The 26257-nt window shown below is 41.4% G+C and carries 19 protein-coding genes; 3 read left to right on the forward strand and 16 right to left on the reverse strand.

Going from position 1 to position 26257, the window contains the following annotated elements:
* Positions 1-54: 54 nt before the first annotated feature.
* From FW757_RS15170 to FW757_RS15180, 3 genes are all read right to left on the reverse strand, one after another.
* Positions 55-435 carry a VanZ family protein gene (locus FW757_RS15170; RefSeq protein ID WP_089369064.1) on the reverse strand — a complete coding sequence of 127 codons (381 nt, stop codon included), beginning with the start codon at positions 433-435 and terminating at the stop codon, positions 55-57.
* A gap of 88 nt (positions 436-523) precedes the next feature.
* Positions 524-850, reverse strand: coding sequence for a YkgJ family cysteine cluster protein (locus tag FW757_RS15175; protein WP_182718251.1), 327 nt, complete (start codon positions 848-850; stop codon positions 524-526).
* Positions 851-897: 47 nt separating this feature from the next.
* Positions 898-2847: a RecQ family ATP-dependent DNA helicase gene (locus FW757_RS15180; protein WP_182783970.1), complete on the reverse strand. Its 1950-nt coding sequence runs from the start codon at positions 2845-2847 to the stop codon at positions 898-900.
* A gap of 267 nt (positions 2848-3114) precedes the next feature.
* On the opposite strand from FW757_RS15180, the gene FW757_RS15185 reads away from it, so the two are divergent.
* Entirely contained in the window at positions 3115-4419 is a 1305-nt protein-coding gene (locus FW757_RS15185) for an NAD(P)/FAD-dependent oxidoreductase (RefSeq protein WP_182718249.1), read from the forward strand.
* A gap of 404 nt (positions 4420-4823) precedes the next feature.
* Here FW757_RS15185 and FW757_RS15190 read toward each other — a convergent pair whose 3' ends face one another.
* From FW757_RS15190 to FW757_RS15200, 3 genes are all read right to left on the reverse strand, one after another.
* Positions 4824-5798 carry a transposase gene (locus FW757_RS15190; RefSeq protein ID WP_182718248.1) on the reverse strand — a complete coding sequence of 325 codons (975 nt, stop codon included), beginning with the start codon at positions 5796-5798 and terminating at the stop codon, positions 4824-4826.
* A gap of 165 nt (positions 5799-5963) precedes the next feature.
* Entirely contained in the window at positions 5964-6260 is a 297-nt protein-coding gene (locus tag FW757_RS15195; protein WP_182718247.1) for a transporter substrate-binding domain-containing protein, read from the reverse strand.
* A gap of 27 nt (positions 6261-6287) precedes the next feature.
* Positions 6288-6764 (reverse strand): transporter substrate-binding domain-containing protein, encoded by a 477-nt coding sequence (locus tag FW757_RS15200; RefSeq protein ID WP_404698739.1) that lies wholly within the window; start codon positions 6762-6764, stop codon positions 6288-6290.
* A gap of 248 nt (positions 6765-7012) precedes the next feature.
* On the opposite strand from FW757_RS15200, the gene FW757_RS15205 reads away from it, so the two are divergent.
* On the forward strand, positions 7013-8518 hold the full coding sequence (locus FW757_RS15205) for a phospholipase effector Tle1 domain-containing protein (RefSeq protein ID WP_182718245.1): 1506 nt from the start codon (positions 7013-7015) through the stop codon (positions 8516-8518).
* Positions 8519-8570: 52 nt separating this feature from the next.
* Here FW757_RS15205 and eat read toward each other — a convergent pair whose 3' ends face one another.
* The 3 genes from eat to FW757_RS15220 are packed head-to-tail and all read right to left on the reverse strand — an operon-like array spanning position 8571 to position 12292.
* A complete protein-coding gene (gene eat / locus FW757_RS15210; RefSeq protein WP_446441397.1) occupies positions 8571-9968 on the reverse strand; it encodes an ethanolamine permease in 1398 nt (465 codons plus the stop codon).
* A 51-nt stretch (positions 9969-10019) separates the two neighbouring features.
* Positions 10020-10889 (reverse strand): ethanolamine ammonia-lyase subunit EutC, encoded by an 870-nt coding sequence (eutC, locus tag FW757_RS15215; protein WP_182718244.1) that lies wholly within the window; start codon positions 10887-10889, stop codon positions 10020-10022.
* Complete coding sequence (locus tag FW757_RS15220; protein WP_182718243.1) at positions 10886-12292, reverse strand: ethanolamine ammonia-lyase subunit EutB; 1407 nt, start codon at positions 12290-12292, stop codon at positions 10886-10888. Before FW757_RS15220 ends, eutC begins: the two co-directional genes overlap by 4 nt.
* 246 nt (positions 12293-12538) lie before the next feature.
* Between FW757_RS15220 and FW757_RS15225 the strand changes: the two genes are divergently transcribed.
* A complete protein-coding gene (locus FW757_RS15225) occupies positions 12539-13489 on the forward strand; it encodes a helix-turn-helix domain-containing protein (RefSeq protein WP_182831608.1) in 951 nt (316 codons plus the stop codon).
* Positions 13490-13512: 23 nt separating this feature from the next.
* Here the strand turns inward: FW757_RS15225 and FW757_RS15230 are convergent, their stop codons facing one another.
* From FW757_RS15230 to FW757_RS15260, 7 genes are all read right to left on the reverse strand, one after another.
* Positions 13513-14223, reverse strand: coding sequence for a substrate-binding periplasmic protein (locus FW757_RS15230; protein ID WP_182718241.1), 711 nt, complete (start codon positions 14221-14223; stop codon positions 13513-13515).
* Between the two features lie 175 nt (positions 14224-14398).
* Entirely contained in the window at positions 14399-17029 is a 2631-nt protein-coding gene (locus FW757_RS15235; RefSeq protein ID WP_446441398.1) for a glycosyl hydrolase family 18 protein, read from the reverse strand.
* Positions 17030-17096: 67 nt separating this feature from the next.
* Positions 17097-18692, reverse strand: a complete 1596-nt coding sequence (locus FW757_RS15240) for a lytic polysaccharide monooxygenase (protein ID WP_182718239.1) — start codon at positions 18690-18692, stop codon at positions 17097-17099.
* Between the two features lie 58 nt (positions 18693-18750).
* A complete protein-coding gene (locus tag FW757_RS15245) occupies positions 18751-21921 on the reverse strand; it encodes a glycosyl hydrolase family 18 protein (protein ID WP_446441399.1) in 3171 nt (1056 codons plus the stop codon).
* Between the two features lie 458 nt (positions 21922-22379).
* Positions 22380-22580 (reverse strand): alternative ribosome rescue factor ArfA, encoded by a 201-nt coding sequence (gene arfA / locus FW757_RS15250; protein WP_149981958.1) that lies wholly within the window; start codon positions 22578-22580, stop codon positions 22380-22382.
* 109 nt (positions 22581-22689) lie between these two features.
* Positions 22690-25215 (reverse strand): TonB-dependent receptor plug domain-containing protein, encoded by a 2526-nt coding sequence (locus FW757_RS15255; RefSeq protein ID WP_182797815.1) that lies wholly within the window; start codon positions 25213-25215, stop codon positions 22690-22692.
* A 286-nt stretch (positions 25216-25501) separates the two neighbouring features.
* Positions 25502-26152, reverse strand: a complete 651-nt coding sequence (locus tag FW757_RS15260) for a hypothetical protein (protein ID WP_182718236.1) — start codon at positions 26150-26152, stop codon at positions 25502-25504.
* Positions 26153-26257 lie beyond the last annotated feature (105 nt).

A 26257-nucleotide genomic window follows, 5' to 3' on the forward strand; every position in this document is an offset into this window, starting at 1 on the left:
GGAGAAAAAGCTGTTCATTTGCAGTAATCAACTAATGTAAGCTAACAAAACTCGTCATCGCGAACCTTTATTTATCAGCTTGGTTATCAAACTAAAAGTGAGGATACCTAAAGCATCAGCAAGTAGATCAGCGATGTCTAAGGTTCTGCTAGGTATGAAGTATTGGCTTAGCTCTTCCAATAAAACGAATAGAAACACGACGCTCGAACCAATATACAAATTGCATGACAATACTGAATATGATTTTAGCTTAAACGCAAAATTAGCACCTAGAGTAAGCAAACCAAATAAACAAAAGTGCCCTACTTTATCGCCATAAGGGATACTTCTAACAAGCTCAAAGAAAATACTATGTTGCCCCGTATTAGCTTGATATATGACCCATATAATAAAGCTAAGAAAAGTAACTGACACAATAGTGATTATTTTATGCATGATTGTTTAATGTTATTGTTGAGTTACCAACCATAGCCGAATAGTGATTATGATTCAATCACTTAGTGTTCTACTGCTAAAGCAACCATCAGATCCCTGCAAGGTCACGCTCGGTGATGCACTCGTCCGATGCCATTTCAAATTCGCGGCATACTAACGGGCGGTTTTCGTAGATTGAACACATTAAGGTATTGCGGTCGAGTGCTTGGCACCAACCATCATCGGCGCGTTTCATCACTTCGCTGCCCCATTTATCATACTCAATATAATGAAATGGCACACCGGTGTCGGTCACAATACGCACTTCTAACTGACAACAACATGCTTGGCAGTTAGCACAGGTAACCGGCTCAGGGGCGTTAGTAACTGTTTCAATAGGAATTATATTGTCGATGGGGATAACGGTTTGAGGCATAGCGGCTTACTAAAATAATGTTAGCCGCTTAGCATACACGAGCAAAACTAACGCGCCAGTAGTTTCGCTTTTATTTCGCTGTAACGCTGCTGCTCACACAAACCAAAACCACTGAGTTGACGCACTTTGTTACGCGCAAATAACGGTACGCTCATTCCCGCTAAAAAGCGGCATTGGGTTTCAATACCTATATTATGTATACCTTTACTGGCGAGGTGACTAAGTAACTCATCAACCTTTTGATAAATTACAGCATCGTTAGCAAAGCTATGAGCGAGTGAATATTCAAGTGTTACAGCTTGGCCTCTACATACTGAGCAATGGCCGCATTGCTGTGGCGCTTGATGGTCGTCAAAATAACGAGCAAGGTTATAGCTCAAACATGTTTTAAGCTCGAAAAAGCGAATAAGTGCCGCAATACGCTTAATTTCAGCTTGCTCTTTATCAACAAAATAGCTGTGTAATTGCTTAGCCAGCTCAGGGTTATTAATTACCTCATTATGTACTTGATAGACTTGGGTGATTCGCTTTGTTTCAAGTGCTATTAAATTCTTCTCTGCTAAATAATCAAGCGCTGCAACAACGCGTTTGCGATCCACCTGAGCGGCTTGGGTAAGCGTGTCAAAATTTAGTGTGCCCCAGATTTTTTTAAACTGGGTATGGTTAAATATTAACTGTAAAAATGCTTGTCTATCAGCATCAAAGTGACCAAGTAAAGCGGCTTTATCAACCAAAAACTTATATTTAAAGTCGGCGTAATAAGCATAAAGTGGTGTTATTGCACCTTGCATTTCCAATTGTACTAACAAGGTTTTAAGCGCTAATTGGCGAATATTACTATCACTTGAAAGGCTGTATTCTTGCATTTCCCACTGTTGACTTTCTTTTGAGTGATCGCTTTGGTGTTGGCGAATATCGTTGATCACATGCTCAATACCGCTAAGCTCTGGGGTATCGCCATAAACAAAGTTTTCAACCGTGTTTAAGCCATCTAAATTAGCCAATGTAAAACACTGCGATAGTTGTCCGTCTCTCCCTGCACGACCAATTTCTTGGCTGTAGTTTTCAATCGACTTTGGTAAATCATAATGAATAACAAAACGGATATCTGATTTATCAACCCCCATACCAAAAGCAATCGTGGCCACTACGACATTAATTTTACCCGCCATAAAATCATCTTGGATACCATAACGCAGAGTATCTTCAAGCCCAGCATGATAAGCCACAGCGTGTAAGCCCTGGCGGCTAAGCGCTTCAGCGACTTGCTCTGCACTATGTTGTAAGGTCACATAAACAATCCCTGGGCCCGTTTGCTCGCGCACAATATTAGCCAATGTACTTGCTTTATCAGCGCTTTTCACGCTGAGTATCGATAAGTCTAAATTAGCCCGATAAAACCCAGTTTGTACAATGCATTCTGGGGTAATTGCAAAACGTTCACTCATATCACGCTTTACTTTTTTAGTGGCGGTGGCCGTTAATAATAATACCAAGGGAATATTGAGCTCATCACGATAGCGCGGCAGTTTTAAATAATCAGGCCTAAAATTATGGCCCCATTCGGAAATACAGTGAGCTTCGTCAACCACCAGCATTGAAATAGCCACTTGATTAATAAATTCACGAAATCGCTCGTTTTTAAAACGTTCTACCGACACCATTAAGATTTTCACTTTACCGGCACGCACATCGCTCATTACAGTGTGGCTTTGCTCTGTAGTTTGGCTTGAATCAAGGCTTGCGGCATAAATTCCCTTGTTATTTAAAAAACCAATTTGGTCTTTCATCAGCGCAAGTAATGGCGAAACAACCAGCGTTAGATTAGGTAAATGCAATGCAGTTAACTGATAACACAATGACTTACCAGATCCAGTGGGGAAAATTGCCAATGATGATTGGTTATTTAGCAGTTGCTCTATGGTTTGCTGCTGACCTTGGCGAAATTGACTAAACCCAAAGTGTTGCTCAAGTGAAGAAAGTATCGATCCGCTCATAATATTTCCCTTTATTCATATTCCCTAATAAAGGAAATCATAGTTTGAAAATGCAATGTTTGCCATGGTAACTTTTTTTTGCTTTATTTTCTTGGCTTATCTATTTGTTCCTATTAAATTTTACTGACAAATCGTGAGAAAAGGCGCATTATAAATGCGTTGCTTGAAAAGGTATTTTGAACATTTTTGTTCAGCTCAATACCTAAGTGTTCTATACGTTTCATCATCATAAGAGCATTTAGGTATAATTCTTTTGAGGGCAATGAAATGATAACCACACATCCTAAAATCGTGATCATCGGTGGCGGTGCCGGCGGCCTTGAGCTCGCAACGCAATTAGGGCATAAACTAGGGAAGAAAAAACACGCCGACATTCTATTAATTGATAAAAATCGCACCCATATTTGGAAACCTTTGCTGCACGAAGTGGCAACGGGTTCTATAGATGCCGATTTAGATGGGGTAGTTTACTCAGCACACGCAGCAAAACATCATTATAACTTTCAACTTGGCACTTTTTGCAACCTTGATAACGCTAATAAAACCATCACACTCAGTGCCTTTAATGACGAACTTGGCCATCAAATTTTACCACAACGCACCGTTCATTATGACTACTTGGTGATTGCCATCGGCAGCGTCAGTAACGACTTCAATACACCCGGTATTAAAGAACATTGTTTTTATCTTGATTCAAACCAACAAGCGGAACGCTTTCAGCACGCGCTACTCGATAACTTTACTCGGCTACATCAAGACGACGACCCACAGCATGCATTAAATATTGCCATTGTTGGCGGTGGCGCAACAGGCGTTGAACTCTCAGCTGAGCTGTATCATGTTTCTGACTTATTAAAACTTTATGGTTTGACAAATATGTCGGCAAAGCGCTTACACATTCACTTAATCGAAGCAGGCCCGCGTATTTTACCCGCCCTACCAGAGCGTATAGCAAACTCAGCGAAAAGAGAGCTACTAAAGCTTGGTGTTAACGTTCGAGAAAACACCCAAGTAAAGCAGGCAACAAATCAAGGATTCATCACTAAAGATGATGAACAGATCGATGCCGACATTATGGTATGGGCAGCGGGTGTAAAAGCCCCCGATTTTATAAAAGATCTCGGGATTTTTGAACTAACTCGTAATAACCAAATCATGGTGAACGACTATTTGCAAAGTAATAGCGATGACACCATTTTTGTATTAGGTGACTGTTGCGCGTTTACACAAAAAGATGGCAAATTAGTACCGCCCCGTGCGCAATCAGCCCATCAAATGGCACAATGTGTTGAAAAAAACCTAATTGCGACACTGCGCCAACAGCCGTTAACTGGCTTTGAATACAGCGATCATGGTTCGCTCGTCAATTTGTCACGCTACAGTACCGTGGGGAGCTTAATGGGCAACCTCACTAGTAATAGCTTTTTTATTGAAGGCAAGATAGCCCGCTTTATGTATATTTCGCTCTATCGCATGCATCAACGCGCTATCCACGGCAGCGCCAAAACCTTTGCATTATGGATCAGCGAAAAAGTGCTCCGGGTCGTTAGGCCAAAGATGAAATTACATTAAGCAACTAACAAGAGTAAGTGGAGCCGCCGCTTCACTTACACACCTAGAAATAAAATAAAAAATGACACCCATCTAGAAATTATAATGATACCCATTAAAATTAAAATTGACACCCATCCATACACCCATCCATATATATCTAAAAAAATGCAAACTTACATTTTAAAGCAATGGATTGAAGGTAAATAAAAAAGACACCCATCTAAAAATTGCAATGACACCCATTCAAAATAAGAATGAAATTGCAAACATCCAGGTTAGGGCAATAAACGAAACAATTAAAAACCGTAGTTATTTTCAAAAAGGACTTTTATACAAATGGCAGATAAATATCAGGCGTTTGCATTTTTAGGCGTCAAAAAAATCTGAATTAATAAGTTATGTATTATTGGTTGGCTACGTTATCACGCTAGTAATTTTTCGCAATTCGTTAGATTCGTTCGTCGCTTAAAGTGTTGATGTTCACAAAACATATTTAACGACTCAGGTCTTCCAACAGCACCGTGAAAAACGGTGGTAAATTTGCTGGTAACTTTCAACCAGTTTTCGGGGGTTATTTGCAACCTTTCAAGCAAAGGGGTTAGATCGGCGGCTATATAACCTATTTTATCAGGACGAATACAGCGCCCTGTCGCATCAACAAGAGAAAGGTAGGAAGTTAGCTCAAAAGGTAAACCTTTCACCATATGCTGTGTTGCCATCCCTGAAAAATGTTGTAATGATTTGGGCTGTTTCCCTGCTGCGACCGAAATAATACGCTTTTTGACACTCGTGAAATCTGAATTTTCTGGTTTGTCAGCAATACCTGCGCGAACTGGGTTTAAATCAACATACGCCATACATGCTAATAATGCGGCTTCATCAAGTAACGCTTGGGATTTGAACCGTCCCTCCCAAAATCGCCCCTTACAGTCATCTTCTTTATTTGCTTTTCGCGCTATATATTCATTTAAAGAGCGCATGAACCAGCTAATATCCATTAACCTTGAACGATATTGCGCAATACTATCTGTAACTATTTTCATCTCAAAAGATGCTAGCTTTTCACCTTTAGCAAAACGTCGTGTTAATTCAGAACCTTTAAAGGCTTTATGCCAGCGAATTGCAACTGCTCTATCATTTACTCTTTCCGCCTTTTTACTATCTACGTACACTACAATATGAGTATGATTACTCATTACTGCATAAGCGCACACATCTATAAAAAAGAGAGATGCCAAACTCATTAGCTTATCTTCAACCCATTTCCTGCGGTGTTCATAACATTGACCCGTATATTCATCCACACCACACAAATAGGCACGTCTTACACATCGTGATATACAATGATAGTAACGAGTGTCCGTTAAACTGATTTGTCGATTTCTTGCAGTAGCCATAAATATCTCAGATATCACGTTCCTTATAAAATACTAGTTCCTCATGGTAATACTGCAAATATAGTCATTATTATGGGTGTCATTTAAGTTTGAATTACTACAATCGCCATTTATTAGGTGGGTGTCTTTATTTTTTTTAGGTGGGTGTCTTTATTTTTTTATTAGTTACTCTGGCTGTGCTGAGGCTAGATGTTCGTAACGGGCTAATATTTCATCATATTCACCTGAGCGCTTTATTTGCTCTAGCCCTTTGTTGAAGGAGGTTATTATATATTCAGCATCGGGATGCTCTTTACTGATCCCTATATGAAGAGGGTGCTTAATTAAAGCTGGTTGCCAAATTGTTAGCTCTGTTGAGTAACCATTTTTTTTCATTTCAAACCATGCTGCATATTTATCAACCAGAGCAATATCAGCGCGATGCTTTTTTACATGCTCAAGACAACTATGGACATTAAGCAAAGGAACGATTGTAAGCCTATCAATAGACTATAAATACTCATGATATCCATAACCTCTGATTGTACTGATTGTTAAGCTTTCTAGGCTGTGAGGGCCTTGATAATCAAGCTGCGACTTAGTATTACTAATTATGCTAAGTTCATTAGTAAAGTAGGGCTGGCTGAACAAAATTGTTTTAGCACGATTTTCTGTCCACCATAATGCAGGGATCAAATCTATTTCATTATTTTCTAACATTCGCATTGCACGACTAAATGGCGCTATTTTAATATCGAATGCAATATTCTGGCTAAAAAATGCAGCACGTACAAGCTCAGTAGTCATACCCGTTCCATCAGCAAATATGTAGGGAGGCCATTCATTATGAGATCCTACTAAAGGCTGTGTTATTGAATTAGAAAGCGCAGCAGTACTTTGTATGCATAACAGCAAAATAATAAAAAATTTAGTCATAGCAACACGATACCTTTTATCATGCCTATCTAAAGATACACAATAATACATTTGCTCTAGGCAAATCTGCGTAACTTAACTATTTAACCTAAGGCTTAATGGCAACTTGAACTTTGTTACTAAACCAGAGCTTCAACTGTTTAAGCTTAGACTACATTTGACTATATTATTTTCAATCTATAAAAAAGTATTGCCTAAAATTAATAACAAAAAATCCTTATAGCATATTTGAGTGGATTGTCTTCAAATTTAAATAATTTACCTGTAAGTTATAAAAAACCACATAAAGGAATGATGCTATGACCGCGAAAACGCTGATTTTCAACTTTGATGGCACAGGTAGTGAGCCACGTGATGCTGAGCAGTTCAGCTCTGCGCATTTTAAGGAAGATGCAAGCATTTCGAATATTCTCAAACTTCATTTATTAATGGGTGGCCAATTAAATAACGAGCCCGTTACTCCTTTTACTAATCAACTTAGCTTCTATTACCAAGGTATTGGAACTCAAGGAAGTCGTTTAAAGCGATTCCTCAATCAATCTTTCGCACCACGCGATGACGATGTTGCCAGTATTTTAAATCATGCTATAAATGATTTTAAGCGCTACTACAAAACTGGCGATACATTGTTACTCACTGGCTTTAGTCGCGGCGCTGCGTTAGCACGACGTTTTGCAAAGTGCTTAGAGCCGCTCATAGATAATAACGTTTATTTATGCGTATTTGATACTGTGGCATCCATTGGTTTATCCAAAGTCACCAAGGCCACCCGAGGCGCTGAGCATGTTATTTTTGAAAACCATACTTTAGCGACCAACATAAATCAGGCTCTGCATTGTGTGGCACTGGATGAAAAGCGTCGAGCTTTTGAGCCTACCCTTATAAATCATCAAAACAATGTACATGAAATATGGTTTGCAGGCGCACATTCCGATATCGGTGGTGGCTATTATCGAGATGGGCTGGCGGATATTTGCTTACGCTTTGCAATGGAGTGGTTACTTGAACTGCCTGTGGCTTTATCCTTTTTAACTAGTCAAGCAATCGAGTATTCATCGTTATTTCCTGCGGATCAAAACAGTTTTATCGCCCAAGATGATATGACCATCACCCCAGATCCTCTCGCGTTAAGCCATCAACAGAATTATTTTTGGTTTAATCCTTTATTTAAACTGATTGATCGTGAATGTACCGTGCTGGTTGATGACGAACAAAGTAAGCTGTTACCCATTATCCACCACAGTGTTGCTACACGTATCAATCAATTAACCAGTTATCGTCCCGAGTCTTTAAAAAACCTTAGTTATCAACTGCTGTATGCAGATCAAACTACGTTTAGTTTTAACGGTTTGTCTGCCCATATAGCTTTAAAAAATCAAAACATGTCAGTGTTACAAATTGGCCAAAGCCAAGATGTGTTGGTTTATGCCGCAGAGCAATACAATGCAACAGGACTAATGCTTGAACAAGGAGCTACTTATCGCTTTAGCCCTTACCCAGAACAACTTTGGTATGACGATGGCGTAAAATGTGGGCCACAAGGTTGGCACCGAGATAACCTACAGTTGGGTGTAAAAGAGATCCCCATGGCATTGCTCGAACCCTTTCGTCGTTTACCACATGCAAACTGGTTTGCCTTAATTGGTGCTATTGCCCATAGCGATAATGATGCTTTTGAGATTGCCGATGGGGGTGAATTTAAAATGACTCACTCAGGAGAATTTACGCCTTTTGCAAATGATTTGGTGCGTTTTTATGGCGCTAATGCTGGGCGTATAAAAATAAACGTGACCCGCCTTGGTTAATTGCATTATTAATAGGCCGTGCTAACGGCCTATTGGTAACATTAAACTATCACTATTTTGCACTTAAAGCGGCTTCAGCTTCAGCCAACATAGCAAACTCTTCATCGGCACTGTGTGCGACTAAGTGCTTACTACTGTATGCAAAGTAATAAATCGCTCCGATCACAAATAGCACCACAGTAAACAAGAATGCACGAGGATCAAACGCGTATACCCCAGTTAAAGCCACCAAAGATAAGACCAGCGCAATTGCTGAGGTTATCATGCCACCTGGCGTTTTATAAGGTCGTGCGAGTTCAGGCTGTTTAATACGCAGTAAAATATGGCTCAATGCCATCAATGCATACGAAACCGTAGCGCCTACCACGGCCATCGCCAGCATTAAATCACCTTCACCACTTAATGATGCTAAGAAACCAAAAATACCCGGCACAATTAAGGCACGTGCCGGCACTTTTCGTGAAGTTGTAACCGACAAACTTTTTGGAAAGTAGCCCGCTCTAGAGAGCGCAAACACTAACCGACTATACCCATAGATAATCGAGAAAAACGACGCCACTAAACCCGCTAAACCTAATATATTAACGAGTGTTGCTAAGCTTGCATTCCCTGTTACGTTTAGCGCATCAACTAACGGCACGGCACTAGACCCCATTGCGCTGGCACCACCGGCACCAGGGATCAATACTACAACTAACAAAGCAGTAAACAATAAAAACAACATTGCACCTATAATTCCTTTTGGCACGTCTTTAGCTGGATCTTTGGCTTCTTCTGCCGCTAATGGTACGCCTTCAACGGCTAAAAATAACCACATTGCAAACGGCAATGCAGCCCACACGCCATACCAACCAAAGGGCAAAAACTCGGAGGCTCCAGCAGCATCGGTGATGGCAATATCAAACAATCGCGACACATCAAAATGTGTAAATAATGCGATCGCAGTGGCTATAATGGCAAAAACCGCTAAGCCACTTATCACCATCATCACTTTTAATGCTTCACCCACTCCCGCTAAATGAATACTGATAAACACAATATAGAACAGCGCATACACCCAAGGACCATTAAAACCCAGTAGCGCTTCGACCGCCGAGCCAATAAAAATAACAATCGCAGCGGGTGCTAATGCATACTCGATTAACACGGCCAAGCCGGTCAAATAACCACCAGCAGGGCCCATTGCCTGACGCGCAAAACTATAGCCACCACCCGATGCCGGAATGGCCGCCGACATTTCTGCTAATGACAAAACCAAAGTTAAATACATCACCGCCATTAATACTGTGGCGACAGCAAAGCCGCCCCAACCAGCTTCTGCAATACCAAAGTTCCAACCCGCAAAATCCCCAGAAATAACATACGACACTCCTAATCCCGCCAATAAAACCCATCCCGCGGAGCCTCGTTTTAACTGTCTTTTTGCAAGGTACTCTTTATTATCTGACATTATCTTCTCCTGCTATTTATTGTTGTAATTACATTATGTTTTCGTTGTTGATTATTCTGATAGTAAAAAGTTTGTTGTTTGCGTTTGATGCTCTATCACATCGTCTTGACTGCGATCTTTTAACCCCACCCCTGACAGGTTTAAACGTTTCGCTTCTTGTAAAAGATATAAAGTTCGTTGTGCTGCATCCTGATATGACAGCCCCGCAGGACGAATATTAGAGATACAATTACGACAAGCATCATTCAGCCCTGTTTTTGGCTGCCAAGTTAAATACAGCCCTAAACTATCTGGAGAACTTAGCCCTGGCCGTTCACCAATTAATACCAGCACCACCTTGGCATTAAGGAGCTCACCTATGTCGTCGCCTATCGCCACTCTACCTTGCTCAACTAAGCTGATCGGTGCCAAACGCCATGGCTCTGGTTGTTCACGCAGTATCGTCAGTAACTGAACAAGAAAAGGATGGGCATTTTTTTGTACTGCTAAAGACGATAAACCATCAACAATAACGATTGCGATATCATGGTGTAACTCAGTGGCTATAGCCGCTTTCCTCATATAGTTGCTTAGCTGATCGCGCGATGCTTGATCTAGTTTTCGACCTAAATCAGGGCGTTGTAAATAATGATTGCGATCCACGGCTTGACTATGTAAATGCAGTGGTGATGCGCAAAAATCCTCTAGCTGTTCACTTAACGCAGCTAAATCCAATGGAAAATTAACCGCATCTCGTGCTTGCGCATGGGAGAGTTGAAACGCCAACATTTCAGCCGTCGGAAGACTGATCCCAGCGCGCCCTAAACCAATGCGTGCATCGGTAAAGCTGCGTAGTTGCCGCCATGGGTTATGCACCACTTTGCCATTATCTTGATGTTGTTGCTGTATTTGCTGTGCCGTTTTGGGAGATGAGTTTTTCATGGCTGTCCACCACCTAAAGCTTTCAAAGAACGCGCAAATTGTGACGGTAACGTGTCAGACAAAATATGCTGCTGGGTATCTGTCATAATGTTCATTTTTGCCAGCCAAAGTTCGAATTCAGGTGCTGGACGCAAACCTAATACCCGCCTTGCATACAGAGCATCATGAAATGAGGTGGTTTGATAGTTAAGCATAATATCGTCAGATCCGGGGATCCCCATTACAAACGAACACCCCGCTACACCGAGTAAGGTCAGTAAGTTGTCCATATCATTTTGATCTGCCTCAGCATGGTTGGTGTAGCACACATCACAGCCCATAGGCACACCCAGTAATTTGGCACAAAAATGGTCTTCAAGCCCTGCTCGAGTAATTTCTTTGCCATCAAATAGATATTCCGGGCCAATAAAACCCACTACGGTATTGACCAGTAACGGTTTGAATTTTCGCGCTACGGCATAAGCACGGGTTTCACACGTTTGTTGATCAAGCCCATGGTGGGCATTTGCTGATAGCGAGCTGCCCTGCCCCGTTTCAAAATACATCACATTATTGCCTACTGTTCCGCGTTTTAAACTTTGTGCTGCATCTTGCGCCTCAGCAAGTGTATTTAAATTAAAACCAAAACTTGAGTTAGTCGCCTCAGTCCCCCCTATAGACTGAAACACTAAGTCAACCGGCGCACCGGCCTCAATACATTCAATGGTGTTAGTTACATGCGTGAGAACACAGCTTTGAGTCGGGATCTGGTATTTTTCAATCACATCATCCATTAAGCGCATTAATTTAATCGCTTGTGCAACATTATCAGTGGCGGGGTTAATACCAATTACGGCATCGCCACTGCCATACAGCAGCCCATCTAAAATACTCGCGGCAATGCCATTTACATTATCTGTTGGATGATTAGGCTGTAAGCGTGTTGATAAGTGGCCAGGTAAGCCAATGGTATTTCTAAATGCAGTCGTAACATGGCACTTTTTGGCAACTAAGATCAGATCTTGATTACGCATTATTTTACTAACAGCAGCAGCCATTTCGGGGGTAATACCCGCTCTGATTGTCGCTAAAACATGGCTTGTTGCGTGATCACTCAGCAGCCAATTACGAAAATCACCTACCGTTAAATGTGCGATTGCTGCAAATGCGTTAGTGTCATGTTCATCTATTATTAGCCGAGTAATTTCATCGTCTTCATAAGGGATCAAGGCATCGTTCAAGAATGTTTTTAAAGGGACTTCTGCCAGCGTCATTTGTGCCACGGCTCGCTCTTCGGCAGAACTGGCAATAACACCTGCCAAGCTATCACCAGAGCGCTGCGGGGTCGCTTTAGCCATTAACTGTGCGAGATTGTTAAACTGGTAGGTTTTACTTCCTAACGTGTATCGATACGATTTACTCATAAACTTACCTTGCTGACAAAATGTGTGTTAAAAAGGATAGGCACAGCTATTGCTTTTACTACAATAAAAAACAATAAATAAAGCAATAAACAGTGCAACGATTCTTTTAAGGTAGCTTATAGCGTACCAAGCAACTATCAAATTTTGGCAAAAGTTATTTAAACAATATAAATCAAATAGTTAAAATTAAAAATCGGACAACTACTGTTTGCTTGTAATAATTAGCCTGGGGTGTAATACGCAACTATGCAACATAATTTACCGACAAATGCACCAAGTAAGTGCACTTTAGCTACGACCGATGTGGACCAGCAGGCGGGAAACCTAACAAACTGGCAACAAAAATATGATCAAGTCAGTGATGGCCGCTTTTATGGCTGTATTGATGAAGTGGCTTATGATGGTTTGCAAGTGTTTAAAGAGTATACCCAGTGCGCATTACGACAACAGTGTAAAGTATGGCCAAATGCGTTATGGCTTGGCATTCCGGTAAACGCACTAAACAGTAAAATTAACGGTCTCACCATCGCTGATAATCAATTAATGTGCCGCCCAAGTGATTGCAACTTTGAGCTGATCACCCCTGCGCAATTTAATATTTATGGCATGGTGATCAATCAAGATACCCTTCATCAAATTGCTCAGCAACAAGGGTTGTCGCTTCAGGGCATTTGTGAGCATGGATCACCGCGTATTACAACATCACCACAAGCACTGCAACGTGCTCGTGAATGCATTGAACAAATCATTTATGCTAATGGCGGTGGAGCAAGTGCGGCTTTACAACACGATATTTTATTAAATTTAGTGCTGCACTTACTGCAATCACAACTCCCCCAGCAAAAAGTAACCCCAAGTTATAAACACCGTAAAAACGTTGTTGATAAAGCGAAAGAATTTATTCACGATCACCCAGACAACATAGTGACTATCACCCAATTATGTGAGTTTACCTACGTTTGTCGACGGACTTTACAATACAGCTTTGAAAGTATTTTAGGCATCAATCCGCTGCGTTTTTTACGCATGACCAGGCTTAACCAAATACGCCGTGAACTCAGTGATCCGCAACAAAATAAACCCATTTCAATGATTGCCGCCAATTGGGGCTTTTGGCATCCGGGCCAGTTTGCTAAAGACTATAAACAACTATTTGGTGAAAACCCTTCAGACACAGTAAAACGTGCGCAGCTTTAGTGGTATCAATTATAGCCAGTTAATTAATAGGTATAGCTGGCAATTATTTGCTTGATATTCGATTGCATATCAATGATCGCTGCATTAATTGAGCGCACATTGTCCATCGTGACCGTTTTTTTACTGAGCATAAAATGGATTGGATTATCATGAATAACATAAGGATGCAGTGTAATACCGGGGATTTTTTCTTGGCTTATGAGGTATAACCCAGATATTTCATCATCGATCATAAAATCGACGCGTTTAGCTTTTAACATATATAGCCGGTGCTTGAGCAAAGGTACTCGTACAAGTAAATCTTTATTGTTTGTGACTTTGCTTAGCTGCTCAAATTCTTTACCATAATAACCACCATTATTTACGGCTATGGTTTTTTGTTGCGCCAACAGGCTGGCTAAATCGTGTGTTAGGTACTTAGCATCTTCATACCAGAACAGCCGCATTTTCTCACGTCTATATGGGGTTGAAAAGTGACTATATTGGGCACGTTGTTGATTGAAACTCGCAGCAGTTAATATATCCACGCGGCCTTTTTCAAGCTCGACCAAACCGCGCTTTGATGACGGTAAAGACACAAACTGACTACAGAATCCAGCATGCGTTAACACCAAACGGCTGATCTCTACATCTATTCCTGTAAGAGCCTGCTCACCATCAAAGACAAACGGTGGCCAAGGTAACACCACCCCTACTTGCAGAGTTTTTTCGCAGCCGCTACTAATTGGACTCAACAATATCAAAAATAAGTAAATGTATTTAATAACTACAGCCTAGTAAAATTATAGACGCTTTGTACAGTATGGTGCATCTGACTCGAAATACAAAAAAAGCAGCCCGAAAGCTGCTTTATGTGAGTAAATTACACTTTAATTTATTACCTAAAAGTAGGCTTGATTAATAGGCTAATTAAAGTAATTTCCATACGTCTGCTACGCCGGGCTCATTTCCTTGAGTCCACCACTTCGCTTGGTATTTGTTACCACCATAAGAAACTTGGTCACCGCTATTGTAAGTTGCTGATGACTGCCAAATCAGAGCACCTGTATCATCTGTTGGTTGCGTAATTGCTTCCCAAACGCCACCTAAGTCGGGACGATCACCTTGAGTCCACCATTTAGCTTTGTATGTTACGCCGTTATAAACAACAGTATCGCCACCAACATATACCTTACTGGCATCCCACCTATCACCTGTAGGAGGCGTTGTATCGGTGTTAGTTACCGTTACAGTAAAGCTTTGAGTGGTAGCAACTTGGCCGTCACTTACTGCCACAGATACTGTTAAGTTTGTATCTGCAGCTACTACTGCGCCGGCCGTAAGATTAACACTGGCACCACTGCCAACTAATGTAAGACCTGCAGGGACATACCATGTATAAGTCAGTGCGTCGTTTTGCGGATCAGAGGCAACAACCGTTACTGCTGCAGAAGCGCCTTCTTCAATAGTGATATCAGCAATCGCATCAACTGTCGGTGCAGTGTTGTCACCAGTTGTTGGCGCGATGACATTAACCAAAACACTTTGGCTTACCGTTGCTTTGCCATCAGTTACACTGACGGTTGCGGTAAACTGGCTGTTTTGGGTTACGTTAGGTGCAGTAATTGCCAATGTGCTTGTTGCACTGCCAGATACTGTTAACTCAGGTGATGCAGTCCAACTAAACGTCAGTGGATCATTATCGGCATCTGTTGCTGAAGCACTGACAGAAACACTTTCGCCAGCGTTCACGGTTACAGTGCTTGATACTGATAACACTGGTTTTTTATTACTTGGTGGTGTAACAACTCCGCCTAAGCCATCGTGCATAGCATTGAGAATATCGCCATTATCTGCATCAATTTCCCATGCAAATAACCCACCTAAGTTATATTGATTAACATAAGCACCTTTAGCTATCACTGACTCACGGCTATCATAAGTGATTAGTTTACCTGTGGCGCGATTCCACACATACGCCGCTTGCGCTTGGTCATCGTAGCCTACTTCAAAGCCATTAACACCAGTACCTGCAGCACCAATCATATGAGTTTTGATGCCTTTATAATCAATAACGCCATCTTCCCACACGCCTTGTGCTGTTGAGCCTTTTAATGGACCGGAGCCTGTTGCTGTCATAGGGTTACCATCAATAGTGGTGCCTGTTGGATAAACACCTTCCCAACCACGGCCATACATAGCAGTACCAACAACAATTTTTTTCGAGTTTACATTTTGTGCTAATAATAACTGTACTGCGTTATCTGTTGTATAAGCAGGGCCTTTACGTGGCTCACCGTTTTCATCTACGCCCGTACCATTACATTGCCCTACGCTCATATGCTCACCACAATAAAGCGCAGTTTGATGGCCAGTTACGCCACTCCATGCCCCATAAAAGTCATAAGTCATAGCGAAGATATAATCCATGTATTGGCTAGCGGCTTGGTAGTCAACGTCTTCAATTTTATCGTAACCAGCGCCAATTGCTGACGTAAGCTCATAAGTACGGCCTGTTTCAGCTTCAAGCTTATCAAGCATAGCGCGCAGCTCTTGCATTAACGCAACATATGCAGGACCATCATTTATCGGATCGCCAATATCTGGGTTAGGGCCGTCACCACCAGGAAATTCCCAGTCAATATCAACACCATCGTAAAACTTCCAGGTTCTTAAAAACTCTTCCATTGATGCTACAAATGTGTCGCGGTTAGCTTTATTAGTAAAACCACCAAATGGGTCAGATAGCGTCCAGCCACCTACTGATGGTAAGATTTTAAGATCCGGGTAACGCTGCTTAAGTGCCATTAACTGTGAATACGTACCACGGATTGGATCCGCTGCATCCACACCTGGTAATGCTTTTTGTACAGCAGCCCATGGATCGTGGATAACCACTTCATAATCAGCAGAGCCAGCACAGGCTGTTTCAAGTGCTTGTTTAGGACTGCCAGTTAGTGATGCATTTTCACCACAAATTGGAATGAAGCCATATAAAATGTGACTTAAGTTTTGTGCTGGAATATTTGTTACATCATAATCACGACCGTAAATACCCCACTCAACAAAATACGCACCGGTCACTAACCCTGCTTTGGTACCAATATCACGATTATTAGGATCAACATCCATCGGCAATGGCGCTAAGTGCCCGCCGTCGGTATCTGCAATTACGATTGGCTTACCGGCACTGCGTGCGCAAGTAGTACCGACTTCGCATAGTTCTACATACAATGTATGGCGACCAGCTTTGTCATAAGGGAAAGAAATAGTTCCGCTCTTAGAACCTGCAGAAAGTGTGCCTTCATTTACCAACATATCATCAAAGTAAACTTTGTAGCTGTCACCACCGTCACCGCTCCATGCACTCCATTGAATATTGATGCTCACCTGCTCCACACGGGTAACAAGTTGCTTATAAGAACCGTTACCTTCTAAGTTCACTTCAACAAACGAATATTGTTGCGGTTCCCAATTAATACTTGGTGTAGACGGTGCTGCAAAGGCTGTACTTGCAAATAGAGCAACGCCAATGGCTGCTGTTAACTGTTTAATATTCATATTTCTCTCTTATCCATTATTAATTTAATTATTTAATAAGTTTGAACTACAAAACTTAGGCTTCTTATTAAAGTTTGGTCCATACATTGGCTTGTCCAGGTGTATCACCTTGAGTCCACCACTTAGCGCTATAGCGCTGTCCTTGATAGGTTACTTCAGCGCCACTTTGATAGGCTTTACTTGCATTCCAATCGTTATTCACATCCGATTGTGAATCGCTTTGCCATGCATTAGAGCTATCAGGTTGCTGACCCTGACTCCACCATTTCGCGGTATAAACAACTCCTTGAAAACTGGCTTTGTCACCGGCTTGATAAACTGCACTACTACTCCAAGCTACAACATCAGGATCAGTGATAACGCTGTCATTTACGGTGACTTTAAAACTAGTTTGAGTACTTAATTGACCATCCGAAACCGACACTGACACGGTATAATCTGTGCTTGTTGATACCTCTGGCGCACTAATCACCACGTTTGCGTCACCACCGGTAAAGCTCAGTGGTGCTGGCACTAACCAGCTGTAGCTCAATTGCGTTTGTTCATCATCAAAAGCATGAAGGTGTAAGGCTGTGCTGGTGTTTTCATCGACAACTAAATCATCTGGCGTATGTACAATTGGCGCAGTATTAGTGGGAGCGCTTTGCACGCTTAAGCTATAAGTGTAATTTTCATTACTGCTATACACTTGATTAGTCAGTACATCAGTACTGTTATAAACCACGTCACCGGCTTGATTTTGCACGCCAATTTGTACTAAGTGGGCATAATCTAAGTTCAGTTGTTGTGCCAGTGCTTGCTGCCAACTCGCTTGATTCGCAGCGGTCACTTTTAATTGCTGATTGATAACCTCTTGGCCATTTTCATCAAATAAACGTGCCCAAACAGTGTCACCAGCAATGGCACTTTGTCCTTGACGAACAAAGTAACCAACACTTGACCAAACACTCGGATCCGTCGGCCCTGCGTCTGTCACAATATTGATATCGCTACAGTTATAGAAACCTTCCCCCACCACATCAATACGTTGCCAACGGCTATATAAAATAGCATCGCCGCTGCGCCCTTGTGGAATAGCAACATTCATTTCGTAATAACGCTTTCCATCGGTATCTTTGATAACGTCAATATTTTCATGTTGTTGAACTAGCTCTAAGTCAGCCCACGTCAATACATCTGTTGCTGCATTAAAGCTTGGTTTAGTTAAATAAAACTGCCAAAAACTGGGATTATGCGGCGTTGCTGCTAAGTAACGAATTTGAATTTCACCATTGGCATTAGGCACCACATCACTGCGTTGCCAATGCGGCGAAGGTAAATCCATACCACGCTTTGCGTTGTCACCACCGGCACATAACGACCCATTTGGTACCTTAGCCTCTACCGCAGCTTGATTTAAGTAGTCCGGTGTATTAACTGAAAACTCAATATCTTGTACAAATTGCACTGTACCCGACTCTAAAAATGCGGCACGACAAGCAAGGTTTGGAATATTAGTGCCATCTTCTGGCCACCAATACCCACCATCGGCTTGGCAAAAAGCTTGCCGCGCTTTTGGGCTATCCATATAACCATGGGCGTTCACTTGCGCTGGCATAATTGTTAGTAATACGCTGCTTGCCACTGCCGAGAGTGATAAAGTTTTAAATTTAATAGCTTTCATTGTTTTGTCCTTGAAAAGCTGAAATTTTGGGACAAGCAAACTTGCCCCTATTATTTACTTACAGACTACAACTTTTAGTCCAGTCAGCTGTTGCTCCTGGTTCAGAACTTGTCCACCACTTCGCTTTATAAACGGCACTGTTATGAACCATTAAGTCACCGCCTGCGGCATGGCTTGGATTGCCTGCCCAGTCTTTTTGAGGGAAGTTTGGATATACAGGGATTGAGCTCACAGCCACACCTTCACACATACCAGATGTATCGCCACCACCATTACCAGGATCCGTGGTGTCGCCGCCACCGGTAGTCCCATCAGGCAATTGTGGGAATTCAAATTTGAACGCGTAAACTTTGCCATCTTTTTCTATAGTAAAGTTACTAGGACCGGTAATTGGCATGTAATACATAACTTGCGCATTGACTGTTTTGCCACCACTGAGGTCTTTCGGTTGACCGCCCCATTCATTGTTCAGAGTGATTGAAAAACGGTGGAATTCATTTTCATACCCACCAATGTTGTTACCTGCGGCATTTGAGCCATTTACTTCAACTGCCATGCCCAATTTTTCTTGTGCGTTCCAGTTAGATTTAAAAATAGCCGATGTTGATACAGGTACATCAAACGAAATTTTCGCACCGCTTAGATCAATATTGGAGTTATTAGTGAACGCAAATGTTGGGCTAATTGGGTAGTTATCATCACCAATTGGGAAGTCTTTTGCTGCAAACGTTACATCTACCGCTTCAGTTGGTACAACAAAGTTTGGATTACCTGGATGAGTGTCGTACGCCACACCACTTTGGTTAAACTTGTCATAAGCCAAAGTTGTTAAGGTAGAACCCATGAAGTATTCACCTTTTGCTGAGTCAAAATCATAATCACCAGCAAGTTCCCAGAACATGATACCGCCAAGGCCATTGTTAATTACGTAATCAACTTTAGCTGCCATAGACTGCTCATCTTCAATAGATAGGAATACTTTTTTCTCTGAGTTCCATAACCAAGGTGCAACAGCAACGCTGTCATAGTGACGTGTATAAGTACCCGTTAATTGATCATCAACATCAGTCTCTGGTGTTAAGCCATACACACCTAAGTACGAACCAACAATGCCGTTCTCAAGATTTTTAACATGCCACAACGGGTTAGAACCTGCTGGCATTTCTTGTCCTGCATCGTTCTTATCATGCCAAAGATTATCAATGCCTAATGCGCCATTACCACACTTGTTCTTTTCACCAACGCCGGTACCTGTTGCGCAATCTGCTTGATTAGGTAGTGCAGATTGCCCCCACAGCCCATTAGTACCCCCGCTGACATCTTTAAAACCTCGGGTGTAGTAAGGAATACCAATATTGATACGTCCTGCCGATACTGCACCACGAAAATAACGTACCGCCCAATCAGTATTTAAATAACCAATCCCTTCAAACTCAGCTGTTGAGTAAACCCCCCATTGCGCTAGTTCAGAATCAATACCGGTATCAAACAAGGCCGCATTGTGGCCAACATGCGAGTTCCATGCACCGTGAAGGTCATAAGACATGATGTTAACGTAATCGAGGTATTTAACCGCTTGGAATGTTTCCATACCACGTAGTAAATAACCTGAAGAAGGCGATGCAATTGTTAGTAAATAATGTTTACCCGCTTTTTCACCAGCACGGTCTAGCTCTTCGCGCAGCTTTTTCATTAGTACTTGGTAAGATGCATTTAAACCTGCACGACGTGCATTTGAAATTGGGAAATCATCAGGATGACCTGAATCTTTCATTGATGATGGGTATTCATAATCAATATCAACACCATCAAAACCATATTTTTCAATGAACTCGACTGAGCTTTTTGCAAAGGCATCAATACCCGCTTGATTAACTGAACCATCTGCATTGGTCGTCATGGTATAAAAACCACCACTTTCAACGCGGCCCGTTTCATCAAAGAAACCACCCGTTTCAGCCCAACCACCTACAGATACTAATGTTTTAACGTGTGGGTGTTGTTTTTTGAATTTGTTTAAAAGATTAAAGTGACCTTTATACGAGAAGCTTGGGTCCATTTCGGCACCTACCACTCCTGGCCATTCCATATTTGTAGCTGGATTACCTGCAGCATTTGGATCGCCAATCGATACTTTATTATTGGCATCAACATGGGCAAACGCATAGTTGATATGAGTTATCTTATCCCATGGAATATCATTTACTAAATAGCTCGGTTGGCCATTTGCGCCATTGCGCCAACTGGTAAAGTAACCAATTACACGACGCGGATGATCAACACCCATTATCTCACGACCATCTGCATCATACACAGTACAATACGGCGTATTTACACCTGGTGTTTGATATAACCCCTGCGGATGACAATCAGTTCCAGTCACTGGTCCGGTATTTTCTTCAACAACAGTAAGCAGCTTTGTTACTTGGGCTGTTGCGCCTTCGTTATCAGTTACCGTTAACGTAAAGGTTGCCTGACCAAGCGCTGTTGCTTGCCAAGCATAACTGCTTGATGCCGTACTTGCTTGGTGCACATCAGCACCATTAACCGCAAAGTTAAGTGCCGTTACTTGACCATCACTGTCAGTACCAGCAAGCGCAAACACCACTTGTGAGCCAACCGTTAATTCTGTTGGTAAACTGCTGAAACTAATTGTTGCCACCGGTGCTTGATTAACCGGCTCCACGATCTCAGTAACACTGATCGTATTGATCACTTGCGTAGATTGCGCGCCATCGTCATCGGTTGCCACAGCACTCACTTGATGTGTGCCGACAACTGCAGGCCAATTAGTACTAAACGGTGCGCTACTATCAGTTGCGATTAATGCACCATCAACAAAAAACTCAACTTTTGTCACAGAGCCATCGTCATCGGTTGCTTGCGCAGTCATGACAACGCTGTCTTTATCAGCAAATTGAGAATTGTTTGCGGGGGTTAATACTGTAATATTTGGCGCCTGATTTTCTGTGACAGCGCTGTCACACAAACCCAAAAGTTTCCAATCTTGCCAGTCACCAGCATTTTCAACTGGATTTGACTGTGTCCACCATTTTGCCTCATACGCATTATCTTGTGCGTGTACTTGGCTGCCACCGCTGTGAGTTTGACCCGTTTGCCATTGTGTTAATACACTACAGTCAACTGCTGCATGCGTACTTAAGCCTACAAAACTAAGCGATACCGCACTTAGCTTAAAAGCATTTTTTATTGTCATTTGTGAGCTCATAGCTCCTCCGCCCAGGGTTAAATATAACATTAAATTTACAACTCAGTTTAAAAACTACCACAGTTAACTCATACGTCAACTTAATTTGGATATATGATGTATATAAAACAGCCACTTTATTAATAAAAAAAGACCATAAAATATATTTTTTATCGTTATTTAGAACTAAATTAGAGCCATCCCGTTTAAAGAAAGGGTAATTTCGCATACAGAATATGAATACAAGGTTAATTTATGGTTAAGTTTTATTTGCGAGTATCTTCGCGGGCTCTAGCAAGTTTTACGAAAACGTAAATGAGAGTGGGAATAGATATAAACAATAAGGTGGTAGACTATATAACCAAAAAACCTCGCTTAGAAAAAAATTATCTAAGCGAGGTTTTAAAAAAAATGTCGGAGCTTGCTATTTTTTGTAAAAAATAGCATTTAAATAAAAGCCCTATTTGATCACAACGTCATTAAGCGGCGATTAAATAGGACTCTTGTCCTGCGTGTTTTTTGTTGCGTTTGTAAGCGCCTTTGCCTTTTTTAGCAGCTACAATTTGTGGCTTAAAAATTTTCGATGTCACTAATGCCGCTAATGCATTATCGCGAATAACACCCCGACCTGTATCTACTGATGTTGTAGATTTAGTCACTTTAGAACGACGTTTACTCATTTATTTTTCCTCTTTAAAAGTTTTGCGATTGTATGCTTGATATAAAAAAATACAAGTATTTTAAATCAAAAAGCCCGCTTATTTGCGGGCTTAATAAACAACTATAAATTTAGAAACTAAAACTTACTTTTGCGTAATAACTTCTGCCATCAAAGCCATAAGGCAATGCTCGTAAAGGGTATTTAAATGCCCCATTTGAAATAGCGTTTAATACTTCATCATCGCCTAATTCATCCGGTGTTTCGTCAAATACGTTGTCTGCACCAACAGATAACGCAAACATATCGTTAATTTGATAACTTACATTTAAATCCACTAATACAGCTGATTCTACCGTACTGGTTGCTTTAAATGAGCCATCTGTTGCAAGTTCAATATGGTCATTACCAAAGTACTTCACATCGGTTTCTCCAAAGTAATTAAAGCGGATCATTGAGCTATACGCGTCACGCTCATAATCAAACGTTAGCGTTGCACGTTCGCCCGGCTGCCCATCAGTTAAAAAGCTACTTTGAATATCATCAAGTGCTAGGTTTTCAGGAATACCAGGTGCTGCATTGACACGGTCAATTTTGGTTTCGTTTAAATTACCGGCAAACGTAGCAGAGAAATTACCGTCATATAAATCGGTGCGATATGACGCAATAATATCGACACCTTCTGTTGTTGTATCGACTGAGTTTGAAAAATAAGCAGCTTGGTCAGATCCTGTTGCCTGAAGAGCAGCAACAGCAGTGGGGTTAAATGCAAGATCTTCAGCTTTAATAAAGTTACCCAAAGTAATTCGATCTTTTATTGTTATATGATAAAAGTCTACTGTTAATGACAACTCACTGCTTACATCATAAACAAAACCAAAACTAGTATTTCTGGAGCTTTCTAATTCTAAACTTTCAACACCTAAAGCAACAGGAAGATCTGAACCTGCTTTAGCAATAAATGATTGCTCAAGTTCACCAACATTATTCAAATTAGTGGTAAACGCAGTGTATGCGCTTTGCTGAAGTGATGGCGCTCTAAAACCAGTTGATAACGCGCCACGAACTGCGAAGTCATCGTTAAATTCATAACGCGTAGCTAACTTACCAATTAAATCATCTCCAGCATCAGAGAAGTCTTCATAGCGAAGTGCACCACTGATATTCCAGTCATCAGTGAGCATGGTTTCTGCATCCACATAAAATGCATAACTGTCACGACCTTGTTTGTTTGATGCTTCTGGCCTTAAACCGTTATAAGCTTGAAAACCGCACTCAGCAACAAAATTAGGATTGTTTACTGAAGGGTACAAAGTACTATTATTAGCTAAACCACAAGCGTACGATGCTTCATCACCAGGTACTATCTGGTAATTTTCTTTTCGATATTCGCCACCAAATGACAGATAAATAGGCTCATTGCGACCGATATCAATAATACCATTAATATCTACATTTATTGTGGTTTGATCAAATCTAAAACCACCCGAGTAACCAGCAGTTGGGCCTGCATTTGCTGCTATATCAGCATCACTTGCCGTTGGGTTATTAAATAAATACTCCGCCGCGTAAGAAGCGTTTAATGTATTGCGTGATGTAAAGTCATATTGGTTTTCACCATAAACTGCCGATACATCGTAATTCCAATCTGGATTAATATCACCTTTAAAACCTAGCGCAATAGAAATATCCTGTGCTTCGTTATAAATGCGCGGTAAAAAACCATCACTGTATACTTGAGTAACATTTTTAGATGCTTCGTCAAAGTTACGGTAAAAGCCGTTACCCAGTGCAGTGCGCTCAGAGTAACCACCAAACGAGTAAAGCTCACCGTCGCTCATTGGCAATGCCATATTATAAAATAACGAGGTAAATTCACTTTCCGAATTACCTTGGCCCCAACGAACGTTGTCAGATAACGTACCTGGCTCTACATCAAGCGAACCACCGGTATCGCGCTCTGCACGGTTAGTACCATCGGCATCACGATACTCAAGAGATAAATTAATAAAACCGCCTTCAGTGCCCAAATCAAAACCGCGATTTAAACCCGCTGAAATAGTCTCGCCATCACCTTCAGCTGTTTCACTATATTGTACATAACCAGTTGTTATACCTGTTGAGTTATTCAGTGATAAGTTAATGACCCCAGCAATAGCATCAGAGCCATACTGCGCTGCTGCACCATCACGTAATACTTCAACCCCTTTAAGTGCCGTAAGTGGAATAGCATTCATATCGGTACCCGCAGCACCTGCACCAACTGTTCCATTAAGGCCAAAAATAGATTGATTATGACGGCGCTTACCGTTTACTAAAACCAGCGTTTGGTCTGGCTGTAAGCCGCGTAATGTTGCTGGGCGGAATAAATCAGAGCCGTCTGATACTTGAGTACGCGAAAAATTAAACGATGGCGCTGTAGCTTGTAAGCTTTGGCCAAGCTCGGTAAAGCCACCTTTGTTTAAATCATCAGCGTCAATTAAATCAATGGGTGACGAAGATTCAGTTGCTGTGCGGTTAGAAACCCGTGAACCTAAAACGGAAATTTGTTCTATATTTTTTTCTGCTTGAACTGTTGCTTCTTCAGCAATAACTGAAGAGGTGCTAAATGCAAGTCCTACGGCGATAGCCAATGTATTTAAACGAAGTGTTGTCATGTGTGTTGTTCGACCCTGTTGACTCTTCACCTGTTTACTCAATTGCAGTAGTAAACAGGTAAATTAATAAAAGTTATAATTAGTGTGATCAAGCGTCATTTACAAAATTGCGCTTTGGCAAACATCCTAGCAACATACACATATAAAAAGAAACATATTTAACTGCGACAATGGTCGATATATGCAAAAGTTAGCTAAATTTTCTCCTATTTCATGTTTTTGATTGAATTTTAAACAAAAAAAAGCATGATTATTCACATCATGCTGGTTGTTAAAACTATGTTTTCTAGCCTTCTTCTTCCCACAAAGCCAGTTTTTCATCTTCTAGCATCAATGCCATGGATGCAATGCCAGTAAGACTTTCATCTAATCCGGTATACAGTAGCGCAAAGCCTTCACTAAGTACCGCAGGTTCTGGATGCTCTTTGAGCGAATCTGGCCACATCGCAAAAGTGGCTAGTAAATTAAGCGTCGCTTCAAAGTTATCAATAAATAACTGTCCATCCGCCTGATTCTCAACGACCTGTTTATCGGCACTGAGTAAAAAGTTAAAGTCATGCTGCCATACTTCTTGATTCACCATATAAGCAGCTAAATAGCCTACACACCATTGTTGTAGTTGCTCACTCGGCGCTTTAGCATCTTTACCATGAGGATAAATACTTGCCAGTATATGCTGCTGCGCTACCTGAGCTTCGGTCACATTATCCAGCAGCGTGATCATTGCGTCATGCTCCGCTGAGCTTGTCATTAATTGGGTATAAATAGGGTCATTTTTATCAGCAATATAATTGGCAATTTCTGACTCGCCATAAAATTCCGAGCACGCCAATAACCCACTGATAAAACCAATCACGCTGTCAGAACTCACCACTTTTAGTTCAGGGTGCTGACTTAGATAATCCCTAAGAACCAATTCACTTTTTTCATTAAGCATTATTCACCCTCAAGTTATTATAAAATTCATACCTACACTAACCAACAATTGGCTAATTTAAAAGCAAATTATTACTTAACCTAACTCTGGTTAAATGGTTTTGCC

This window comes from Pseudoalteromonas sp. 1181_04 (genome assembly GCF_052850545.1).